This window comes from Arthrobacter sp. CP30, from assembly GCF_053470025.1.
This window is the reverse complement of record NZ_JBQEMM010000007.1, coordinates 99,603-118,224: the sequence shown is the minus strand read 5'-3', so window position 1 is coordinate 118,224 and position 18,622 is coordinate 99,603. Positions and strand designations below refer to the sequence as shown.

Sequence of the window (18,622 nt, the reverse complement as noted above, 5' to 3'; positions counted from 1 at the left end):
CTGGTCGCGGACCGATCCCGGGGGCGAAGGCCCTGCACGGTCTCGAGTATTTCAGCGCAAAGGACGTCAGACGATGGATGTGGCCCGGCCGAGCAGCTCCCCCTTCGCGCGGGTGGGACGCCGGGAGGTCGGCTACGACACGGGCCAGGTGGACCGCTTCCTCACGAGGGCCCGCGGCAACTACAACGCCGACGACCCCGATTCCCGCTCCGTCACGAGCAGTGAGGTACGGGGCCAGTCCTTCCGCCCGACCCCGGGCGGCTACGAGCCCCAGTCCGTCGACGCCGCGCTGGACCGGCTCGAGGACGTCTTCGCCCGGCGGGAACGCGACCGGCTGATCGCCGCGCAGGGCGAGGACGCGTGGCTCCGGCAGATCGGACGCACCGCCGCGGTCCTGCGCGGGCGGCTGCACCGTCCGCGCGGCGAACGCTTCCGCCGCCCGGCGAGGAAGAACGCCCCCAGCTACGCCGTCGAGGACGTCGACCGCCTCTGCGACGAGCTCCTGCGGTACCTCGAGCAGGATCTGCCCCTGAGCGTCGACGTCGTCCGCCGCGCCGTGTTCCGCGAGGCCCGCGGTGCGGACGGCTACGAGGAGAACCAGGTGGACGTGTTCCTGGACCGCGTCGTCGAGCTCATGGCGGGCATCGACTGACGCCTCCGGGTCACCCACGCCGTGGGCAGGAGCTCTCCGCAGCGGCGGGACGACGAGGCCCGGACGGTTCTCAGCCGCTCTGCACCGGTGGCTCGGGCGTGTGCAGGCGGGCCAGCACGCGCGACGCCGACGCGGGCCTGCGTCCGGCCGTCGCCCTCGAGACGAGCACCATGGTGAGGAACGCGGTCGGGACCGTCCAGAGGGCGGGCTGGCCCAGCCAGACCCAGCGGTCGTCCGCTGCCGGCCCGAGGGCGGCCGTGACGGCGATCGCCCCGCCGCAGAGCACGGCGCCGACCAGCATCCCCGCGATCGCCCCGGCATCTGTCAGGCCCCGCCACCAGATGCCCAGCAGCAGCAGCGGGCAGATCGTGGAGGCGGTGAAGGCGAACACCGATCCCACGCTGCCCGCCAGTGCCAGGCTGTCCGTCAGCAGTGCGACCACGAGCGGGATGAGCGCAGAGAGCAGGGCTGCCCTGCGGAAGCCCCGCACGCTGCCCTGGAAGAACTCCTGGCTCACCACGCCGGCGAGCGAGACCACGAGTCCGCTGGTCGTCGACAGGAAGGCGGCGAACGCCCCGGCGGTCACCAGCGCGGACAGGAGGTCCCCGGTGGCGCCGTCGAAGATCCGGCCAGGGAGCAGGAGCACCGTCGCGTCCGCGGCGCCCTCCGCCGCCAGCTCGGGCGTGTGGATGCGGCCGAGGATCCCGTAGACGGTCGGGAAGAGGTAGAAGACCGAGAGCAGGCCGAGCACGATCACCGTGGTCCGGCGGGCGGAGGCACCGTCGGGGTTCGTGTAGAAGCGGACGAGGACGTGCGGCAGGCCGAGCGTGCCGAAGAGCAGGGCGATGACCAGCGAGATGGTGCCGTAGAGGGATGCGTCCGCCGTCGTGTTCAGATCCGCGGTGAAGGCGCCGCCGCCCGCGGTGATCGGCCGGCCGTCCGCGCCGAGGCGGAAGAGGATGAAGGCCACCGGCACGGCGAGCGCCGTGAGCTTGAGCCAGTACTGGAAGGCCTGCACGAAGGTGATGGAGCGCATGCCCCCGGTGACCACGCTCAGGCACACCACGACGACGACCGCGAGCGGACCCACCCAGGACGGCAGTCCGGTGGTGATGCGCACGGTCAGGGCGGCGCCGTGCAGCTGCGGAACGATGTACAGCCACCCCACGACGACCACGAGCATGCTGGTCACCCGGCGGACGAGGAGGGAGTCCAGGCGCGCCTGGGCGAAGTCGGGGATGGTGTACGCGCCGGACCGTCGCAGCGGCGCGGCCACGAAGAGGAGCAGCATCAGGTAGCCGGCGGTGTAGCCGATGGGGAACCAGAGCGCATCGACGCCGGAGATGAGGATGAGGCCGGCGACGCCGAGGAAGCTCGCCGCCGAGAGGTACTCGCCGCCGATCGCGGAGGCGTTCCACCAGGGCCGCACGGTGCGCGAGGCCACGTAGAAGTCGCCCGTGGTGCGCGAGATCCGCAGGCCGTAGATGCCGATCAGCACCGTGCTGAGGGCCACGAGCACGAGCGCCGTGTACCCGACGGCGGGGCTGAGCTCGAGACTGCCGCTGTCCAGCGCGTCAGTCATCGTCCACCAGGTCCTGGAAGCGGCGCTCGTTGCGGGATGCACTGCGCACGTAGAGGACGGCGCACCCGATCACGAGCGGATAGATCCCGAGGCCCAGCAGGAGCCAGGGGATCGGCACGGTCAGGATGGTGGCCCCGGTGATGTCGGGGAAGACGGCGAGCAGCACGGGGATGCCGATCAGGATGACCAGGAACCCACCCGCCACCACCAGTGCGAGCCGCAGCTGCGAACGGATGAGGGAGGCGACGAACAGCTGGCCCACCTCCGACTGCTCGGCCATCTCCCGCGCCACGGGGAAGGTGGCGCCGGTGGCCCTGGCCGCGGTGCGCGGGGCGGTCACGCGGACCCGACGGGGAACCGTCGGCTGCTCGTCCGTCACCGTCTCAATGGCTCGGGCGGAGACGCGTCGCCTCGAGCTTCTCCCGGACGTCGGGGAGGTGGCGGCGGCTCACGGGCAGCTCGGCATCCCCGACGAACAGGCTGGCCCGGCCCGCCCCGATCCTGACCTTCCGCACCTGGTCCATCGCCACGAGATAGGAGCGGTGCGTGCGGAGGAAACCCGCGTCCGCCCACTGGCGTTCGAGGTCGTTGAGGGGGATGCGGATCAGGTAGCTCGCCTCCGAGGTGTGCAGTCGGGCGTAATCACCCTGCGCCTGCACGTACCGGACGTCGTCGCGCCTGATCATCCGGCTGATCCCGCCCTGGTCCACGGTGATGACCTCGGGCGCGGCCGTCGAACCCTCCATCAGTTCGCAGACGCGACGCACGGATTCCGCGAGGCGCTCGGTCCGCACGGGTTTCAGGAGATAGTCGACGGCGCGGAGTTCGAAGGCCTCGAGCGCACGGTCCTCGTCGGCCGTGACGAACACGACGGCGGGCGGGCGGCTGAAGCGCGAGATGACGCGGGCGATGTCCAGCCCGGAGAGGGCGGGCATGTGGATGTCGAGGAACAGGGCATCGACGCTGTGCTGCTCGAGCGCCCGCAGCGCCTCCGCGCCGCTCGACGCACGGTGGATGGTCCCGATCCGCGCGTCCTTGCCGAGCAGGAAGGCCAGCTCCTCGACGGCGGGGAGTTCGTCGTCGGCGACGATGACATTGACCATGTGTCCTAGGTTACGCGCCTCAGGCCCGGTGATCCGGCTGCGACTTCGGCACGCGCAGGGTGATGAGGGTACCCGCGCCGGGTGCCGTGTCGATGACCAGTCCGTGGTCGTCGCCGTACACCTGCCGCAACCGTGAGTCGACGTTCCGCAGCCCCACGTGGACGTCCTCGGTGTGGCCGGCGAGGACGGAGCGCAGGTGGTCGGGATCGATCCCCACACCGTCGTCCTCTATGGTGACCTCCGCGTACGGCCCGTCGTCGTGGGCCGTGATGGTGATGTTCCCGACGCCGTCCTTGGAGTCGAGCCCGTGGCGCACCGCGTTCTCGACGAGGGGCTGCAGGCTGAGGAACGGGATGACCGTGCTCAGCACCTCCGGTCCGATCTCGAGGGTCACCTTGAGCCGGTCGCCGAACCGCGCACGCTCCAGCAGCAGGTAGCGGTCGATGCTCCGCAGTTCCTCGGCCACGGTGGTGAAGTCGCCGTGGCGGCGGAAGGAGTAGCGCGTGAAGTCGGCGAACTCGACCACCAGCTCACGGGCACGCTGGGGGTCGGTGTTGATGAAGGACGCGATGGCGTTGAGCGAGTTGTAGATGAAGTGCGGGCTGATCTGCGCCCGCAGCGCACGGACCTCCGCCTCGGCGAGCAGGCGCCGGGAGGAGCCTAGTTCGGCGAGTTGCACCTGCGTGGACACCCAACCGGCCAGCTCATTGGTGGCCCGGACGAGTCCGGCGTTGACGTCCCCGGCGAAGGCCCCGACGGTGCCGACCACGCGGTCGTCGACCCGCACGGGGGACAGGACGAGCTCCCCGAGGTCGGTCAGTCCCGCGGCGTCGAGCCGCTGCCGCCGGAAGATCTGGGTCCGCCCGCTCTCGAGGACCTGCCGGACGAGGGGCATGACGTCCGGGGCCGGCCCGCGGCCGCCGTCCCACGCCAGCACGCCGGCGTCGTCGCTCATCATCAGGACGTCGCAGCGCAGGAGGCCGCGCAGGTGCCGGCTCGCCTTGGAGGCGCCGGACGCCGTCAGCCCCTCGCGCAGGTGCTCGGAGGCGAGTGCCGCGGTGTGGAGGGTGGCGTACGTGGCGCGGTCGGCATCGGAACCGAGGTCACGGGAGGAGCGGGAGAGGCGGAAACCGAGCGAGGCGACGACGGCGAGGGTGATGACGGCGACCGCGCACACCAGGGCGGTGTCGACGGCGGCGCTGAACATGGCACCACAGTAGCGTCCGGGGCACGGACGGCCTCGACCGTTCGGCGCGCCCTGTAACCGTTCACCGCACCTCGCCGCTCACTCACCGACGCGTCCGCGCGGTTCGCTGGTGGGGCCCGACGACGTCGTCCACAGTGATGGGTGTCACACCGACGTGCCTCCCTGCGCGGCAAGGATGCCGCCGTCGCGGTCGGTGGGGCGCCCGAGAAGGAGGAACCATGGGTTCGCACCCAGTAGAGCCGGACGCCGGTTCCGGTGCTGCCGTCGACTTCACCGAAGTCCAGCAGACCGAGCAGTTCAAGGAACTGCGCAAGCGCCACCGCAGTTTCGTCTTCCCCATGGCAGTGTTCTTCCTGCTCTGGTACTTCGCCTACGTGCTGCTGGCCGACTACGCCCACGAGTTCATGGCCACGCCCGTGTTCGGCAACATCAACGTGGGCATCATCCTGGGCCTGCTGCAGTTCGTCAGTACGTTCGCCATCACCATGTGGTACGTGAGCTACGCCAACCGCCGCCTCGACCCCATCGCCGCGAACCTGCGGCATGAACTCGAGGAAGCAGCCCCCGAGGTATTCGTCGACCCGTCAGGTGGAAAGAAATGAGCACCATCACCGCCGGGGGCATCCACGTCCCCCTGCAGACCGCCGAGGTCACCACCGTCGGCTCGCCGGTCCTGAACATCGCCATCTTCGGCCTCTTCGTCGCGATCACGCTCGTGATCGTGCTCCGGGCGAGCCGCAACAACAAGACCGCGGCCGACTACTATGCCGCCGGACGCTCGTTCACGGGTGGCCAGAACGGTACGGCCATCGCCGGTGACTACCTCTCGGCGGCGTCCTTCCTCGGGATCGTCGGAGCGATCGCCATCAACGGGTACGACGGCTTCCTCTATTCGATCGGCTTCCTCGTCGCCTGGCTGGTGGCCCTGCTCCTCGTCGCGGAGCTGCTCCGCAACACGGGCAAGTTCACCATGGCCGACGTCCTGTCCTTCCGGCTCAAGCAGCGTCCCGTGCGCATCGCGGCGGCGATCACCACGCTCGCGGTCTGCTTCTTCTACCTGCTGGCCCAGATGGCCGGTGCCGGTGGGCTCGTGTCGCTGCTCCTCGGCATCAACGACCGTCTCGGCCAGTCGATCGTCATCACGGTCGTGGGCGTCCTCATGATCATGTACGTGCTGATCGGCGGCATGAAGGGCACCACCTGGGTGCAGATCATCAAGGCCTGCCTCCTGATCGCCGGTGCGTTCATCATGACCATCTGGGTCCTCGCGCTGCATGGCTTCAACCTGTCCACCCTGCTGGGTGCGGCGATCGAGACCTCGGGCAACGCAGCGATCACGAGCCCCGGCCTGCAGTACGGGCTGACGTCGATCACGCGCCTCGACTTCCTGTCCCTGGCGCTCGCGCTGGTCCTCGGCACCGCCGCCCTCCCGCACGTGCTCATGCGCTTCTACACCGTCCCCACGGCGAAGGAGGCCCGACGCTCGGTGGTCTGGGCCATCTGGCTCATCGGCGCGTTCTACCTCTTCACGCTGATCCTCGGCTACGGCGCCAGCGCGCTGATCGGCTCTGAGCGGATCCTCGGCGCCCCGGGCGGGGTGAACTCGGCGGCACCGTTGCTGGCGTACGAGCTCGGCGGGTCGATCCTCCTCGGACTCATCTCGGCCGTCGCCTTCGCGACCATCCTGGCGGTGGTCGCAGGTCTCACCATCACCGCCGCTGCATCGTTCGCGCACGACATCTACGCCAGCGTCATCCGCAAGGACAGGGTCGATCCGGACGGCGAGGTCAAGGTGGCACGCCGCACGGTGGTCGTGATCGGTCTCGTCTCGATCGCGGGTGGAATCGGGGCGCAGGGTCAGAACGTGGCGTTCCTCGTGGCCCTCGCCTTCGCGGTGGCGGCCAGCGCGAACCTGCCGACCATCCTCTACTCGCTGTTCTGGAAGCGGTTCAACACCCAGGGCGCCATCTGGAGCATGTACGGCGGCCTCGGCTCGGCCATCCTGCTGATCGCCCTCTCGCCCGTCGTCTCCGGTGGCGAGAAGTCGATGATCCAGGGTGCCGACTTCTCCGTCTTCCCGCTCAGCAATCCCGGGATCGTCTCGATCCCGCTGGCCTTCTTCCTCGGCTGGCTCGGGACGGTCCTCTCCCGCACCACGGAGGACCCGATGAAGCAGGCGGAGATGGAGGTCCGCTCGCTGACCGGCGTCGGAGCCGAGAAGGCCACCGACCACTAGGCCCACGACGCGTAGGACCGACGAGGCCGCCCCACCCGCTGGTGGGGCGGCCTCGTCCGTCCGGTGATCCCGCGCTTTCAGGGGCAGGCGGGGCCGGGCGGGACACGAGGGGGTCCTGACGGGCGTGGAGGCCGGAGGTCGGCCCGTGTCTCCTCACCCCAGCGCATCGCCGAGGCACTGCAGCCAGGTCCGGAAGTGCTCGGGACCGTCGAAGTGGGAGCCCGGCACCGCCGCGACCTCCGGTGCCGCGTCGGCTCCGTCGACGACGAGGCAGTGGCCGCCGGCGGCGGCCGCCGCTGCGAAGGCGGGCAGGTCGCCCCGGTCGTCGCCGGCGTAGGCCTCGACGACCAGACCATGCCGCCGGATGATCGACCGCAGGGCGGTGCCCTTGTCCTGGTCCACGGGCATGCGGAGTTCCTCGACCATCTTCCCGGGCTCACGCCTCAACCCGAAGGTCTCCGTCGCCCGACGGAGGACGGGCGTGATGCGGCTGATCGCAGCTTCCTGGTCCGGGGCGCGCCGCCAGTGGACGGCGACGGCGAGGGACTTGTCCTCGACGTGGATGCCCTCGATGCCGTCGAACTCCTCGTGCAGGAGCGCGGTGGCCTGCGCCACGGCGTCGTTCCACCGATCCGCCTCCGGCACCTGCTCGACGCCGCCGGCCGTCAGGCGCTCGAGGCCGTAGGAGCCGTGGAGCTCCACGCCGGGGATGCCTGCACGGTCCGCGAGGAAACGCACGGGCCGGCCGGAGAGCAGGGCGACGAGGGGGAGTCTCGTGGCGAGATGCGCGAGGATGGCCGCTGTGTCCGGCAGGAGGTCACTCGCTGCGGGATCATCGGTGATGGGGGAGAGGACCCCGTCGAAATCCATCACCAGCCCGGCCTTCGGTCCGCTCGTCAGTGCGCTGATGACCTGGTTCGCTGATTCCATGCATCGACCCTAGCGGGACGTGCGAGGCAGCGGTCGGCGTCGTGTGCGACCGGTGCGCCCCACGCCGTCGCCGCACCGGGCGCGCCCGTGCCGCCGGCGTCGGCCGCGCCGCTGCCTCCCGGTCAGGACGCCTGCTGCGGTCCGCGCGCGAGGAGGGGCTCCACCCGAAAGGGGATGAGCTCGCCCATCGCCAGGGACGTGTCGCAGCGCTCCACGCCGTCGCAGGCCAGGATCTTGCCGTTGATGCGGAAGAGGTCCTCGGCATCGACGGCGACCACGCGCACCAGGATGTCCGCCTGGCCCGTCACGCCGAAGGCCTCGATGACCTCGGGCACGGCCGCGATGCTCCGCGTGATTGCTGCCAGCTTCTGCTGCTGGACGTGCACGTGGATGAAGGCGGTCAGCGGGTAGCCCAGCGACACCGTGTTGATACGCCGCTCGAAGGACAGGAAGACGGACTTCTTCTCGAGCTGCGCCATCCTCGCCTGCACCGTGTTGCGCGAGAGCCCGAGCTTCTGGGCGAGCGCGACGACGGTGCGCCGAGGGTCCTTCGCCATGGCCTGCAGGAGGCGCGTGTCGGTGAGGTCGAGGGGTTGCATAGTGCGCAACGCTAACACGGCCGCTGCGCCCGGAATAGTGCACTCTGCTCAGTCGATCAGGAATCGGTTGTGCCTCCTGTGCTGTGTGAGTAGGGTCACAACCACTCCGGGTAAAGGCGCCCGGAGCCCTTCCATCTGCTGATCGCGGGGGGAGGGTCTGTCTGCCAACGCGGAGGTAGCGTGCAATGACCGAGGACTCCACGCAGCCGGGAGCAGGACCCGACAGCGGGTCCGACCCGCAGGGGGCGGCGCCGTCGGGTATCGGCGGAACGGTCCATCCGGGACCGGGCCGCGAGGGTGCGGACGACCTCGTGCGGCTGGTCGACCACCACGGCGTGCGCCACCCGAACCGCCACTACGACGCGCTCGTCGCGGACGTCGACGGCGCCGCGCTGCAGAAACTCTACGAGGACATGGTGGTGGTGCGGCGCATCGACGCCGAGGCCACGGCCCTGCAGCGCCAGGGCGAACTCGCGCTCTGGCCGCCGCTGCTCGGCCAGGAGGCCGCGCAGATCGGCTCCGGGCGTGCGCTCCGCTCCGACGACTTCGTGTTCTCCAGCTACCGGGAGAACGCCGTCGCCTACTGCCGCGGCGTGGACCTCGCCGACATCCTGCGCGTCTGGCGGGGCAACGCGTCCTCGGGGTGGGACCCCTACACGATCAACATGGCCACCCCGCAGGTCATCATCGGTGCGCAGACGCTGCATGCCACCGGCTATGCGATGGGCATCATCAACGACGGCGCCGATTCCGTGGCCGTCACCTACTTCGGCGACGGCGCCACGAGCCAGGGCGACGTCAACGAGGCCATGGTGTTCGCCGCCAGCTACCAGGCGCCCGTCATCTTCTTCTGCCAGAACAACCACTGGGCCATCTCCGAACCGGTGGGACTGCAGGCCCACGTGCCGATCGCCCGGCGGGCGCCCGGGTTCGGCATCCCCTCGGTCCGGGTGGACGGCAACGACGTCCTCGCCTGCCTCGCCGTCACGCGCGAGGCGCTGGCGCGGGCCCGTTCCGGCGGTGGCCCCACCTTCATCGAGGCCGTGACCTACCGGATGGGCCCGCACACGACGGCCGATGATCCGACCCGCTACCGCGACGCCAACGAGCTCGAGGACTGGGCGGCCCGCGACCCGCTGGCCAGGATCGCCACGCTGCTCGACTCGCTCGGACTGCTCGGTGCGGACTACTCGGACGCGGTGAAGGCGAAGGCCGACGCCGTCGCCGCCGAACTGCGCGAGGGGTGCCTGTCCATGCCGGAACCGGCGCCGTCGGACGTCTTCCGGCACGTCTACAGCGAACCGAACTCCTGGCTGGAGCGCCAGCAGGACCACTACGAGCGCTACCTCGCCTCCTTCGCCCCGGCACCCCAGGAAGGGACCCGCTGATGTCCACCATGACCTTCGGCCGCGCGATCAACGCCGGCCTCCGCCGTGCCATGGACGAGGACCCGAAGGTGATCCTCATGGGGGAGGACATCGGCAAGCTCGGCGGTGTCTTCCGCATCACCGACGGCCTGCAGAAGGACTTCGGGGCCCACCGGGTCCTCGACAGCCCGCTGGCCGAGGCGGCCATCATGGGTACCGCCGTCGGGATGGCCTACCGGGGGTACCGGCCGGTCGTGGAGATCCAGTTCGACGGCTTCATCTACCCGGCCTTCGACCAGATCGTCTGCCAGGTGGCGAAGCTGCACTACCGCACGCAGGGCGCCGTCAGGATGCCCATCACCATCCGCGTGCCCTTCGGGGGTGGCATCGGTTCGCCCGAGCACCACTCGGAGTCGCCCGAGGCCTACTTCACGCACACCTCCGGCCTGCGGGTCGTCAGCGTCTCGAACCCGCAGGACGCCTACACGATGATCCAGCAGGCCATCCGGTCCGACGACCCCGTCCTGTACTTCGAGCCCAAGAGGCGCTACCACGTCAAGGGCGAGGTGGACGAGGCGGTCGATCCGGCGTCGTCGGACATGGGCGCGGCGCACGTGGTGACCCGCGGGACCGACGTCACCCTCGTGACCTACGGCCCGCTCGTGCCCACCGCGCGTGACGCCGCGATCGCGGCGTCCGACGACGGCGTCTCCATCGAGGTCATCGACCTGCGGTCCCTGGCGCCCATCGACTTCGCGACGGTCGAGGCGTCGGTGCGCAGGACCGGCCGCCTGGTGGTCACGCACGAGGCGGCGCAGTCCGGCGGGCTCGGCGCGGAGATCGCCGCGAGCATCACGGAGCGCTGCTTCGACTTCCTCGAGCACGCACCCGTCCGCGTCACCGGATTCGACATCCCGTACCCCTACTCGAAGCTCGAGTTCCACCACCTCCCGGACCTCGACCGGATCCTCGACGGCGTGGACCGGGTGCTCCGCCGACCGAACTCCCTGAGCGGACCCGCAACCGAAGGGGCGGCACTGTGAGCGCACCCGCGACCGACGCGTCGCCGACCACCGTCCGGGAGTTCCGGCTACCCGACCTCGGGGAGGGGCTGACCGAGTCCGAGATCGTGCAGTGGCACGTCACCGAGGGTGACACGGTGGAACTCAACCAGATCATCGCGGACGTCGAGACCGCCAAGGCCGTCGTCGAGCTGCCGTCGCCGTACGCGGGCGTCGTCGTCCGCCTGCACGAGCCCGCGGGCACCGTGGTGGACGTCGGAGCGCCGATCGTCTCGTTCCGGATCGCCGGTGAGCCCGAGGCCGTCGTCCGTCCGGTTCCCGAGGACGAGGTCCCGGCCCGGCGTGAGCCCAACCTCGTGGGGTACGGGGCCGCTGTCGAGAAGGGCGGACGGCCGCAGCGGCGGAGCCGATCGACCGTTCCTGCCGCGGGAGCCCCCGTCCCGCAGGTGCCGGCGCTCGAGGCGACCGTCCTCCCCGCAGCGATCCCTGCGCCGACCTCGGCCCCGGAGCGAAGGCCGGCCCCTGTCCAGACCCCCGCGCAGGCCCGGACCGCGGTTCCCAGTGCGGCCCTCGCGCCCGGCCGGCCGCACCCGGCCGTTCACGACGTGTCCGCGGCGTCGTCGCGGACGGTCGTCGCACCCACCGACGAGCGGCCGCGCTCCACTCCGCCCGTGCGGAAGCTCGCACGGGACCTCGGGATCGCACTCGAGGACCTCGCGGGAACCGGTCCGGGAGCACTCATCACCCGGGCGGACGTGCTGGCCGCGCTCGCAGGCGCAGCCGGGCCCGCCGCGGCAGCGCTCGACGCGGGCACGGCACCCGTCGGTTCCCCCGAGCCGGCGCGGGCCGAGCGAGCGGCGGCGGCGCCGGGAGAGATCCGCACACCCATCAAGGGGATGCGGAAGCACACCGCGGCGGCCATGGTGGCCAGTGCCTTCACCGCGCCGCACGTCACGGAGTTCCTCACCATCGACGTCACGCCGACCATGGAGCTGCTGGCGGAGCTCAAGGGTTCCAGGGCGTTCGAGGGTACGAAGGTGACGCCGCTGACCCTGGTGGCCAAGGCCGTGTGCATCGCGGTGGCACGCAACCCCACCCTGAACTCGTCGTGGGACGAGGCGGCGCAGGAGATCGTGCAGTACTCCGCGGTGAATCTCGGCATCGCGGCGGCGACGCCGCGTGGCCTGCTCGTGCCGAACATCAAGGGCGCCCAGGGGCTTGCCCTGGTCGAGCTCGCCCGCGCGCTCAACGGCCTGACCGAGACGGCCCGTGCGGGCCGGACCCCACCGGCGGATCTTGCGGGCGGCACCCTCTCGATCACCAACATCGGTGTGTTCGGGATCGATGCGGGGACGCCGATCCTGAACCCGGGGGAGGCGGCGATCCTCGCGATGGGCGCAGTGCGCAGCATGCCCTGGGAGTACCAGGGCACGGTGGCCCTGCGGTCCGTCATGACGCTCAGCCTGTCCTTCGACCACCGGTTGGTGGACGGTGAGCAGGGCTCGCGCTTCCTGGCCGACGTCGGCACCATCCTCCGGAACCCGGCGATGGTCCTGACCATGGTGTAGCAGGAGGTCCGGGACTCCAGGAGGTCCGGGACTCCGGGACGTCCCGCTCGGACGTGTCGGGCGGTCCGACCGGTTGCCCGCCCTGTCGGATGTATCAGGGCGGGTGCCTCGCGGTCGGCGGCGGCGGTCAGACCAGTTCGAGGATGAGTTCCCGGACCACGGCGCCGCGCGCGGGTGCGAAACCCTGTGCCTCGCCGACCTGCTGGAAACCCCACCGCTCCAAAATGCGGATGGAGCTCACGTTGTCCGCGACGGCCCGCGCGCGGATCGGCCGCTCGGTCACCTCGTTCAGGAACTGCCCGACGGCGGCCGTGGTGATGCCCTGACCCCAGCGTGACCGGTCGATCCAGTAGCTGATCTCCGGGGCGTCACCGTCGTTGTACGCGAGGATGCTGCCCACCACCTGGCCGTCGGACAGGATGGTCCGCACCGTGATCCTCGAGTCGTTCAGGATGTCCTGCCAGTGGTGGTCGAAGACGCCGCGATCCGACGGGTTCTTCGCGCCGAAGGCCGCCATGTGGTTGGCGCTGGGGTCCAGCTGGTGCGAGAAGAACTCGTCGAGGTCGGTGGCTTCCACGGGACGTAGCGTGATCACGGCGGTACTTTCAGTTGTGGGCGACCCCGGCCGCTCCGCGCGACCGGGACTTCTCGTGGTTCAGCGTACTAGGCGGCCGGGCCGGCCGCTGGGCACAGCTGCGCTGCCCCGGCCCGGTGTCCGGCCCGGACGTCAGACGGTCAGCGCGGCCCACGCCATGTCCTGCAGCAGCTCCCGCAGGGCGCCGAGTTCGCGGCCCGTCCCCGTGCCGTGCGCCGTGTGGGGGGTCGAGTTGATGAGTCCGAACACGGCGTGGACCCGGCGGCGCAGCAGCGACCGCTCGGAGTCCGGCCGGTACGCGGCGAGCTCGTCCACCCAGACCTGGACGTAGCTCCGCTGGAGCGACCGCACGGCGCGTTCGTCGTCGTGGGCCAGTGAGCCGAGATCACGGTCCTGGACCCTGATGACGTCCGCGTGCCTGAGGGCGAACTCGACCTGGAAACGGATCAGTCCCCGCAGCGCCTCCTCGTGCGAGGGGGCGGAGTCGGCGACGGCCCTGCCTCCCTCGAGGAGGTCCTCGCTCACCCCGGTGAGCAGGGACGAGAGCACGGAGGGCTTGCCGGTGAAATGCCGGTAGACGGCCGGACCGCTGACGCCCGCGGCGGCGCCGAGGTCCTCGATGGACACGCCGTTGTAGCCGCGTTCCGCGAACAGCTGCGCCGCTGCGTCGAGCAGGGCTGCGCGTCGGGTGGCCTTCGCGATGCTCCGGCCGGTCACGCGGTCCTCGGTGGGCAGTGCCTCCATGCATTCCTCATCATCCCGGGGGTCTTCCCCTCATTCTGATGGACATTCAGGTTAATGACCACTAACCTGATCTCGGTTAGCGAATGCTAACTGAACACTGCGCGAGGAAGTAGTCGATGGAGACACTGACGTCGAAGGTCGACCCGCTCTCACCGGTCTTCGCGGCCAACGCTGCCGCGCAGCGGGAGCTCGTCACCGATCTCCGCTCCCGGCTCGCCACGGCGGCCCTCGGCGGCCCCGAGCGCTCCCGTGAGCGGCATGTGGCCCGCGGCAAGCTGCTTCCGCGCGAGCGCATCGACCAGCTGCTCGACGACGGCAGCCCCTTCCTCGAGATCGCACCCCTGGCGGCGAACGGCATGTACGACGACGAGTGCCCGGGTGCCGGGGTGATCGCAGGCATCGGCCTGGTGCACGGGCGCCACGTCCTCGTCATCTCCAACGACGCCACCGTCAAGGGCGGCACCTACTACCCGATGACCGTGAAGAAGCACCTGCGTGCGCAGGAGATCGCCCTCGAGAACAACCTGCCGTGCGTGTACCTCGTCGACTCCGGCGGTGCGTTCCTCCCGCGGCAGGACGAGGTGTTCCCGGACCGGGACCACTTCGGCCGTATCTTCTACAACCAGGCCTCCATGTCCGCCCGCAGGATCCCGCAGATCGCCGCGGTCCTGGGCAGTTGCACCGCCGGTGGCGCCTACGTGCCGGCGATGAGCGACGAGACCGTGATCGTCCGCAACCAGGGCACCATCTTCCTCGGCGGACCGCCCCTGGTGAAGGCCGCGATCGGCGAGGTGGTCACGGCCGAGGAGCTCGGGGGCGGCGACGTCCACTCCCGCGTCTCCGGCGTCACCGACCACCTCGCCGAGAATGACCAGCACGCCCTCGAGATCGTCCGGGACATCATCGCCACACTGCCGCCGGACCCGCACGCGGGCGTGCCGAAGGTGGCGGAAGCCGCGGAGCCCGCCGAGCCAGCCGTCGCCCCCGACGAGCTCTACGGCGCCGTGCCCACCGACGTGAACGCCGCCTACGACGCGCGGGAGGTGATCGCGCGGATCGTCGACGGCTCGCTCTTCCACGAGTTCAAGCGCGAGTACGGCACCACGCTGGTCACGGGCTTCGCGACGATCCACGGGCACCGGGTCGGCATCGTCGCCAACAACGGCGTGCTGTTCAGCGAGTCGGCGCTGAAGGGCGCGCACTTCATCGAACTCTGCGACCAGCGGGGCATCCCGCTCGTGTTCCTGCAGAACCTCTCGGGCTTCATGGTCGGCAAGGACTACGAGGCGGGGGGCATCGCGAAGAACGGCGCCAAGATGGTGACCGCGGTCGCCACGTGCCGCGTCCCCAAGCTGACCGTGGTGATCGGTGGATCCTTCGGCGCGGGGAACTACTCGATGTGCGGCCGGGCCTACTCGCCGCGGTTCCTCTGGATGTGGCCCGCGAGCCGGATCTCGGTGATGGGCGGCAACCAGGCCTCGTCGGTCCTCGCGACGGTCAAGCGCGACCAGCTCGAGGGTCGGGGCGAGGAGTGGTCCACTGCGGCCGAGGAGGCCTTCCGTGCGCCGATCCGCGACCAGTACGAGGCGCAGGGCAACCCCTACTACTCCACGGCGCGCCTGTGGGACGACGGCGTGATCGACCCCGCCGACACCCGGACCGTCCTCGGGCTGGCCCTGGACGTGTGCGCCGGTGTGCCCCTGCCCGACTCCTCCTTCGGCCTCTTCCGGATGTGACCCGATGACCCTCTCCTCCCACACACCCAGCGTCCCCGCGGCAGACGACTCCACCGGCGTCCCGGACCGGCCCTTCGACACGGTCCTCGTCGCCAACCGCGGCGAGATCGCCTGCCGCGTGATCCGGTCGGTCCGCGCCCTGGGTCTGCGTTCCGTCGCGGTCTACAGCGACGCCGACGCCGGAGCACGCCACGTGCTCGAGGCCGACGTCGCCGTGCGCATCGGGGGAGCAGCGCCCTCCGCGAGCTACCTCTCCATCCCCGCCGTCGTCGAGGCCTGCCGGCGCACGGGCGCGGGCGCCGTCCACCCCGGCTACGGCTTCCTGAGCGAGAACGCGGCCTTCGCCGAGGCACTCGAGGAGGCGGGGATCGTCTTCATCGGACCGTCCGTGCACGCACTCGGGATCATGGGTGACAAGATCCGCTCCAAGAACCACGTCGCCGGCTTCCAGGTGCCGATCGTGCCCGGGATCGCCGAGCCCGGACTCACCGACGAGGCACTCCTCGCCGCCGCGGACGACGTCGGTTTCCCCCTGCTGATCAAGCCCTCCGCAGGCGGTGGCGGCAAGGGCATGCACGCCGTCCACCGCTCCGAGGACCTCCCCGAGGTGCTCGTCACGGCGCGCCGTGTCGCCGCCCGTGCCTTCGGGGACGACACCCTGTTCCTCGAGCGGCTGATCGAACGCCCCCGCCACATCGAGGTGCAGGTCCTCGCGGACGGCCACGGCAACGTCATCCACCTCGGCGAACGCGAGTGCTCCCTGCAGCGCAGGCACCAGAAGGTCATCGAGGAAGCGCCCTCCGCGCTGCTCGACGCCGCGACGCGACACCGCATCGGCGAGGCGGCCTGCAACGCCGCCCGCAGTGTCGACTACACGGGGGCCGGCACGGTCGAGTTCCTCGTCTCCGACGCCGCCCCCGACGAGTTCTTCTTCATGGAGATGAACACGCGGCTCCAGGTGGAGCACCCCGTCACGGAGCTGGTCACCGGGGTGGACCTCGTCGCGTGGCAGATCCGCATCGCCGCCGGTGAGGAGCTGTCCCTCAGGCAGGAGGACATCGTCCTCACCGGACATGCCGTCGAGGCACGGGTCTACGCGGAGGACCCCGAGGCCGGCTTCCTGCCCTCCACCGGCACCGTCGTCGCGCTCGGCGAGCCGACGGGAGAGGGCATCCGGGTGGACAGTTCGCTCCTGCCCGGCGGGACCGTCTCGTCGTCGTACGACCCGATGCTCGCCAAGGTCATCGCCTGGGGCACGGACCGGCGCGAGGCGCTCGACCGCCTCGACGCCGCGCTCGCGGACACCGTGGTGCTCGGGGTGGACACCAACATCGAGTACCTGCGCCTGCTGGTCACGGACGACGACGTCCGCGCCGGACGGCTCGACACCACGATGATCGAGCGGAAGCTCCCGGACCTCTCCTTCCGGCGCGTCGCGCGCGAGGAGCTCGCGTTCGCCGCCGTCCTCCTCGTCGAGGCGGAGCCCGTCATCCCGGGTGGCTCGCCGTGGCATCGCGCCGACGGCTTCCGCCTCGGCACCCCGAGGCCCCGCGCCGTCACGCTCGAGGTCGGGAGCGTCACGGAGACCGTCCTGCTGCAGCGAGCCGAGCACGGCTGGATCGCGACGGTCGGGGAGACCCGCGTCCACCTCGAGGTCGTGGGGAACGGGGTGATCCTCGACGGGATCCGTTCGCCACGGTCCTTCGCCGTCGACGGCGACACCGTGTGGCTGGGCGACGCCGGCTGGTCCGCCAGCGTGCGGCGTCCCTCGCGCCGGGAGCTGCTGGATGCCGCCCTCGCCCGCATCAGCCGCGAGGACGGTGCGGCGGACCCGCTCGTCCGCAGCCCCATGCCCGGCACGGTCGTGTCCGTGTCGGTGGAGGACGGCGCATCCGTGCAGGTCGGCGACGTCCTGCTCGCCGTCGAGGCCATGAAGATGGAGCACCAGCTCACCGCCGCCGTCGCCGGCGTCGTCCGCCTGTCCCTGAAACCCGGGGACCTCGTCAGGGCGCAGCAGGTCGTCGCGAGCATCGACGCCGCCGACGCGGCACCCGATCAGACAGCCAGTCCCGCAGAACAGCCCACGGAAGGGAACGCAGCATGAATTTCGAACTGAGCGAGGAGTACCAGGACCTCGTCGACACCGTCCGCGAGTTCGCGGACGAGGTCGTGGCCCCGGTGTCCGCCAAGCACGACGCCGAGCACAGCTTCCCCTACGAGGTCGTCAAGCAGATGGGCGACATGGGCCTCTTCGGCCTGCCGTTCCCCGAGGAGTACGGGGGAATGGGCGGCGACTACTTCGCCCTGTGCCTCGCGCTCGAGCAGCTGGCCCGCGTGGACCAGTCCGTGGCGATCACCCTCGAGGCCGGGGTGTCCCTCGGCGCCATGCCCGTCTACCGCTTCGGCACCGAGGAGCAGAAGCAGCAGTGGCTGCCCTCCCTCGCCTCCGGTGCGGCGCTCGGCGGCTTCGGCCTCACGGAGTCCGAGGCCGGTTCCGACGCCTCGGGGACCAAGACGACGGCGAAGCTCGAGGACGGCGCCGGCGGATCCGAGTGGGTCATCAACGGCACCAAGGAGTTCATCACCAACTCCGGCACCGACATCACCTCGCTCGTGACGGTCACCGCCGTGACCGGGACGAGCGAGCGCCCGGACGGCACGGTGAAGAAGGAGATCTCCACCCTCCTCGTCCCGTCCGACACGCCGGGCTTCACCGCCGAGAAGGCCTACAACAAGGTGGGCTGGAACGCCTCGGACACGCATCCGCTGACGCTCAAGGACGTCCGGGTCCCCGAGGCGAACCTCCTCGGCACCCGCGGTCGCGGCTACGCCAACTTCCTGCAGATCCTCGACGAGGGCCGCATCGCCATCGCCGCGCTCGCCACGGGCGCCGCCCAGGGCTGTGTCGAGCAGTCCGTCCGGTACGCGGGGGAGCGCATGGCCTTCGGCAGCACCATCGGCGCCTACCAGGCCATCCAGTTCAAGATCGCCCGCATGCAGGTCCGTGCCCATACCGCGCGCCTGGCCTACTACGACGCCGCCGCGCGGATGCTCGCCGGGAAGCCCTTCAAGACCCAGGCCTCGATCGCGAAGCTCGTCGCGGGTGAGGCGGCCATGGACAACGCCCGGGATGCGACACAGATCTTCGGCGGCTACGGGTTCATCAACGAGTTCGTGGTGTCCAGGCACTACCGTGACTCCAAGATCCTCGAGATCGGCGAGGGGACCACGGAGGTCCAGCTCATGCTCATCGCGAGGGACCTCGGACTCTGACCGCAGCG

17 protein-coding genes are annotated in these 18,622 nt (G+C 70.6%); 9 read left to right on the top strand and 8 right to left on the bottom strand.

Annotated elements, in window-relative coordinates:
* The first annotated feature begins 73 nt into the window (after positions 1 to 73).
* The gene (locus ACTIMO_RS11145; RefSeq protein WP_448182452.1) at positions 74 to 652 is read left to right on the top strand and encodes a DivIVA domain-containing protein; all 579 of its coding nucleotides are present in this window, start codon (positions 74 to 76) and stop codon (positions 650 to 652) included.
* Between the two features lie 70 nt (positions 653 to 722).
* Here the strand turns inward: ACTIMO_RS11145 and ACTIMO_RS11140 are convergent, their stop codons facing one another.
* From ACTIMO_RS11140 to ACTIMO_RS11125, 4 genes are read right to left on the bottom strand one after another with little or no spacing between them, the layout of a single operon-like run.
* Positions 723 to 2,234, bottom strand: a complete 1,512-nt coding sequence (locus tag ACTIMO_RS11140; RefSeq protein ID WP_448182451.1) for a sodium/solute symporter — start codon at positions 2,232 to 2,234, stop codon at positions 723 to 725.
* Entirely contained in the window at positions 2,227 to 2,613 is a 387-nt protein-coding gene (locus ACTIMO_RS11135; RefSeq protein ID WP_055772641.1) for a hypothetical protein, read from the bottom strand. The genes ACTIMO_RS11140 and ACTIMO_RS11135 overlap by 8 nt, the downstream gene beginning before the upstream one ends.
* Before the next feature lie 4 nt (positions 2,614 to 2,617).
* Complete coding sequence (locus tag ACTIMO_RS11130) at positions 2,618 to 3,337, bottom strand: LytR/AlgR family response regulator transcription factor (RefSeq protein WP_055772638.1); 720 nt, start codon at positions 3,335 to 3,337, stop codon at positions 2,618 to 2,620.
* 19 nt (positions 3,338 to 3,356) lie between these two features.
* On the bottom strand, positions 3,357 to 4,544 hold the full coding sequence (locus ACTIMO_RS11125; RefSeq protein WP_055772636.1) for a sensor histidine kinase: 1,188 nt from the start codon (positions 4,542 to 4,544) through the stop codon (positions 3,357 to 3,359).
* Positions 4,545 to 4,762: 218 nt separating this feature from the next.
* On the opposite strand from ACTIMO_RS11125, the gene ACTIMO_RS11120 reads away from it, so the two are divergent.
* Positions 4,763 to 5,146, top strand: coding sequence for a DUF485 domain-containing protein (locus ACTIMO_RS11120; protein WP_055772633.1), 384 nt, complete (start codon positions 4,763 to 4,765; stop codon positions 5,144 to 5,146).
* Positions 5,143 to 6,780, top strand: coding sequence for a solute symporter family protein (locus ACTIMO_RS11115; RefSeq protein WP_082471596.1), 1,638 nt, complete (start codon positions 5,143 to 5,145; stop codon positions 6,778 to 6,780). The genes ACTIMO_RS11120 and ACTIMO_RS11115 overlap by 4 nt, the downstream gene beginning before the upstream one ends.
* 153 nt (positions 6,781 to 6,933) lie before the next feature.
* Here the strand turns inward: ACTIMO_RS11115 and otsB are convergent, their stop codons facing one another.
* Together otsB and ACTIMO_RS11105 are read right to left on the bottom strand one after the other, a co-directional pair.
* A complete protein-coding gene (otsB, locus tag ACTIMO_RS11110) occupies positions 6,934 to 7,710 on the bottom strand; it encodes a trehalose-phosphatase (RefSeq protein WP_448182450.1) in 777 nt (258 codons plus the stop codon).
* Between the two features lie 122 nt (positions 7,711 to 7,832).
* Positions 7,833 to 8,309: an Lrp/AsnC family transcriptional regulator gene (locus ACTIMO_RS11105; protein WP_055772626.1), complete on the bottom strand. Its 477-nt coding sequence runs from the start codon at positions 8,307 to 8,309 to the stop codon at positions 7,833 to 7,835.
* 185 nt (positions 8,310 to 8,494) lie between these two features.
* Here ACTIMO_RS11105 and pdhA point away from each other — a divergent pair, with 185 nt between their 5' ends.
* The 3 genes from pdhA to ACTIMO_RS11090 are packed head-to-tail and all read left to right on the top strand — an operon-like array spanning position 8,495 to position 12,266.
* Positions 8,495 to 9,697 (top strand): pyruvate dehydrogenase (acetyl-transferring) E1 component subunit alpha, encoded by a 1,203-nt coding sequence (gene pdhA, locus ACTIMO_RS11100; RefSeq protein WP_448182449.1) that lies wholly within the window; start codon positions 8,495 to 8,497, stop codon positions 9,695 to 9,697.
* On the top strand, positions 9,697 to 10,719 hold the full coding sequence (locus tag ACTIMO_RS11095; RefSeq protein ID WP_422391610.1) for an alpha-ketoacid dehydrogenase subunit beta: 1,023 nt from the start codon (positions 9,697 to 9,699) through the stop codon (positions 10,717 to 10,719). Before pdhA ends, ACTIMO_RS11095 begins: the two co-directional genes overlap by 1 nt.
* Positions 10,716 to 12,266, top strand: coding sequence for a 2-oxo acid dehydrogenase subunit E2 (locus ACTIMO_RS11090; RefSeq protein WP_448182448.1), 1,551 nt, complete (start codon positions 10,716 to 10,718; stop codon positions 12,264 to 12,266). Before ACTIMO_RS11095 ends, ACTIMO_RS11090 begins: the two co-directional genes overlap by 4 nt.
* Positions 12,267 to 12,393: 127 nt before the next feature.
* Here ACTIMO_RS11090 and ACTIMO_RS11085 read toward each other — a convergent pair whose 3' ends face one another.
* Positions 12,394 to 12,861 carry a GNAT family N-acetyltransferase gene (locus ACTIMO_RS11085; protein ID WP_082471594.1) on the bottom strand — a complete coding sequence of 156 codons (468 nt, stop codon included), beginning with the start codon at positions 12,859 to 12,861 and terminating at the stop codon, positions 12,394 to 12,396.
* 132 nt (positions 12,862 to 12,993) lie between these two features.
* Positions 12,994 to 13,605 carry a TetR/AcrR family transcriptional regulator gene (locus ACTIMO_RS11080; protein WP_055772616.1) on the bottom strand — a complete coding sequence of 204 codons (612 nt, stop codon included), beginning with the start codon at positions 13,603 to 13,605 and terminating at the stop codon, positions 12,994 to 12,996.
* Positions 13,606 to 13,721: 116 nt separating this feature from the next.
* Between ACTIMO_RS11080 and ACTIMO_RS11075 the strand changes: the two genes are divergently transcribed.
* The 3 genes from ACTIMO_RS11075 to ACTIMO_RS11065 are packed head-to-tail and all read left to right on the top strand — an operon-like array spanning position 13,722 to position 18,614.
* Positions 13,722 to 15,341, top strand: coding sequence for a carboxyl transferase domain-containing protein (locus tag ACTIMO_RS11075; RefSeq protein WP_448182447.1), 1,620 nt, complete (start codon positions 13,722 to 13,724; stop codon positions 15,339 to 15,341).
* 4 nt (positions 15,342 to 15,345) lie between these two features.
* Positions 15,346 to 17,445 (top strand): ATP-binding protein, encoded by a 2,100-nt coding sequence (locus tag ACTIMO_RS11070; protein WP_448182446.1) that lies wholly within the window; start codon positions 15,346 to 15,348, stop codon positions 17,443 to 17,445.
* Complete coding sequence (locus ACTIMO_RS11065; RefSeq protein WP_055772607.1) at positions 17,442 to 18,614, top strand: acyl-CoA dehydrogenase family protein; 1,173 nt, start codon at positions 17,442 to 17,444, stop codon at positions 18,612 to 18,614. Before ACTIMO_RS11070 ends, ACTIMO_RS11065 begins: the two co-directional genes overlap by 4 nt.
* Positions 18,615 to 18,622 lie beyond the last annotated feature (8 nt).